The 2,449-nt window shown below is 66.6% G+C and carries 1 protein-coding gene; it reads left to right on the top strand.

Annotation, left to right across the window (positions count from 1 at the left end):
- Window positions 1–362: 362 nt before the first annotated feature.
- A complete protein-coding gene (locus tag ACFVVX_RS37900; protein WP_387952722.1) occupies window positions 363–2,360 on the top strand; it encodes an AAA family ATPase in 1,998 nt (665 codons plus the stop codon).
- Window positions 2,361–2,449 lie beyond the last annotated feature (89 nt).

Raw genomic sequence — 2,449 nt, 5'->3', positions numbered from 1 at the left:
TTCGACCTGCTGATGGGCAACGACGTCGCCCCGCGCAAGGAGTTCATCGTCGACTCCGCGGCCACCCTGGACCGCTCCCGCATCGACGCCTGAGCCGAACTTCGTGAAGCAGCCAGCGCAGAGGTCCCGGTAGTGAACACGTGTGGGCGCGCCGGTCGGGCGTCCGACCCGCGGCCGTCGCGCCCACACTCCGCGATGGTGCCTCTGACCGCTGCTGGTGTGCTCACTACTGCAATCACCACGCTCGTAGTGCCGCCGCACCAACTGCTATTTCGCTGACCTCCGGACACGTCGGCTACTACCATTCCCATACGTCGCAGATCGTCGACCGTCCCACCGCCCTCGCACGCCACAAGGTAACGATGAAGATCAAGCGAGCACGCATCCAGAACTTCCGCAGCTTGCGGGAGGTGGACATCGAATTCGATGCGACGACGTGCTTCATCGGGCCGACCGGCGCGGGGAAGTCCACCGTCCTGCGTGCGCTCGACTGGTTCTTCAACGGGGAGAAGACGCTCTCACTGGACGAGCATGATCTCCACTCCGCGGCTGACAGCCGCCGGATCACCGTCGAGGTCGAGTTCAACGACCTTACCGAGTACGACCGGGGCGTGCTGGGCAGCTACGCCCCGCCCGAGAGCGACACGGTGATCGTGTGGCGCACCTGGGAGGACGGCGAGGACAAGATCAGCGGAAGGGCGCTTGCCTTCCCGCAATTCGAAGCCGTCAGGGGTGCGCCGACCGCGATGGCCAAACGCAAGGCGTACGGGGAGCTGCGCGATCAGCAGCCGGACCTGGAGCTGCCGTCCGCGGGCTCCGAGGCCGCCGTAATGGAGGCGCTTTTGACATGGGAGCGTGAGCATCGCGACCGGCTCGTCCCCACCGAGCGCAACGGCACCCACTTCTTCGGCTTCGCGGGCCAGAGCAAACTCGCCGAGCTGATCGACTTCGTCTTTGTCTCGGCCGACCTGCGCGCCGCGGAGGAGGCCGACGACCAGAAGGCCTCCGCGCTGGGCCGCATCCTCGACCACGCGGTGAACCGGACCCAGGAGATCGCAGCACTCGGCGAACTCGAGAAATCTGCCCACGAGGAGCGCCTGAAGATCCAGAACGAGGCGTACAAGCCGGTCCTCAAGAGGATTTCGGGTGCGCTCTCGCGAGAGCTCGCACAGTTCACGACGGGACGCGGGATCGCGCTCGCACCAGTCGTCCACGCGCCGAAGCCGGCCAGGACCAGCTTCAAGGTCAGTATCTGGGACGGCGCCGCCGAGACTTCCGTCAGCCGCCAGGGCCACGGCTTCCAGCGCGCGCTGATCATCGCCGCCCTCAAGCTCCTCGCCGAGACCAGGCGGCCCAGCCAGGAGACGCGCACCCTGTGTCTGGCCATTGAGGAGCCCGAACTCTTCCAACACCCCGCGCAGGCGAGGATCTTCGCCGACGTCCTGCGCGACCTCGCCACCGCCAAGGGAAGCCGGGTCCAGGTCACGTACGCCACCCACAGCACCGTCTTCGTGGACCACCGCGCATTCCACCAAGTACGCCGGCTTCGCCGGGACTTCGTCGACAACCACCCCACGACCCATACCAGCCAGGTCACCGTGGACGACCTCTGCGAGGCGCTCGCCGGTTACGTGAAGCCGGACAGCGTGCGTCGCCACGCCGGCCTCCGCTGCACCGACACCCTCGCCGAGGGCTTCTTCGCCCTGGCCGCCGTGCTCGTGGAGGGAGATACCGACGGCGGCCTGATCACCGGCTGCGCCCAGAACATGAACCTGGGCCTCGCCGCCCAGGGCGTCAGCGTGATTCACGTCAGCGGCAAGAACAACCTGATTCTCTGCCACGCCATCCTCACCGCCCTCGGAGTGCCCTGCTACGTCGTCTTCGACGGTGACTGCGGTATGGAGGAGCGGAAACTGGCCTCGATCCAAGGACGGGAGGGCGACGACTACTTCCAAGCCAAGAAGAAGATCACCGCGGCGGCCGACGACGCGGCCCGGATGAACGTGGACCTGCTCGGATATCTGGGCGCGCAGAGGCGGGTCCCCTGGCCGGAGTCAGTGTCCACCTCGACCTACACCGTCTTCGACGACAACTTGGAGGAGTACCTCAAGGGTGCCTGGCCCGCATGGTCCAGGAGACTCAAGCAGCTGATCGACTCCGGCGAGGGATTCCCCGGCAAGAACGCCCCCACCTACCGGGAAGCCGCCAGCAGCGCGGAAGACAATCCGCCCTTGCTGCTCGTCCAACTCCTAGCCAACGTCCAGGAGCTGCTGAAGGCCAGCACGCCGCCGTCCTTCCACGCCGTACCGCGCCAACTCGGCCCGGACGATGCTGTCGAGGCGGCAGTACCCACTACCTAGTGCCGCGTCAGGCAACTTTTGCCCGTCAAGGAGCGGCGTCCGGTGCGTGCTATCGGCGTGCCGGCCGGAAGTCCTCGTACTGGACGTAC

It is taken from the genome of Kitasatospora sp. NPDC058170 (assembly GCF_042883905.1).
Taxonomy (GTDB): domain Bacteria; phylum Actinomycetota; class Actinomycetes; order Streptomycetales; family Streptomycetaceae; genus Kitasatospora.
Note: the sequence above shows the minus strand (reverse complement) of the source record. Positions and strands in the feature narration are given on the sequence as shown.

Excerpts from the sequence above, each read along its gene's own strand:
- ACFVVX_RS37900 (WP_387952722.1), top strand. The coding sequence starts at position 363 with ATGAAGATCAAGCGAGCACGCATCCAGAACTTCCGCAGCTTGCGGGAG.